General features: G+C 50.3%; 1 protein-coding gene. It reads right to left on the bottom strand.

All coding sequences use genetic code 11. The features are described 5' to 3' along the window. Positions 1-487, bottom strand: a 487-nt coding sequence (locus QMZ65_RS25180; protein WP_283216948.1) for a phage late control D family protein, incomplete at both ends; no start/stop codon positions are given.

Here is a 487-nt window from a genome sequence, read left to right as displayed (position 1 = left end):
TCACCATCACCCCGCGTCATATCGGCCTTCACCGACCGCAGCATGCGCTGTGCCTCACGGTGGTTGTAATCCTTTGCTGTCACACCCGCTTCAACCACGTTGTGGGTCAGATTCAGGTTCCAGACGGATTCCTGAGCATTGTCTTCAAGACCCGAGGGACTGTTCAGCGGCAGCGACTTCTGATCGGAATAAGCGCTCTGCGCGTCACCAAAACGGATGACCTCAGTCTGAGTGTCTGGCTGAAGTGTGAAGTAATAGAAAATGCCGATTTCGGACAACAGACGCTGTACAAACTTCAGGTCACTTTCATGATACTGGTTAATCTGCTCCCTTTTGGGGTAGCCATGCTTCAGGCTGAATTCATATTCCCACCCCTTAAAACCATGCTCATCCAGTATCTGACTGACGACTTCCGGAACGGATTTATTCACAAAGAAACGGTGTGAGCGGAATTGTTTATCCAGAAGCGCAAAGCGGGGTTCAATAA

It is taken from the genome of Pantoea sp. EABMAA-21 (genome assembly GCF_030053335.1).
Classification (GTDB): Bacteria; Pseudomonadota; Gammaproteobacteria; order Enterobacterales; family Enterobacteriaceae; genus Pantoea; species Pantoea communis.
Note: the sequence above shows the minus strand (reverse complement) of the source record. Positions and strands in the feature narration are given on the sequence as shown.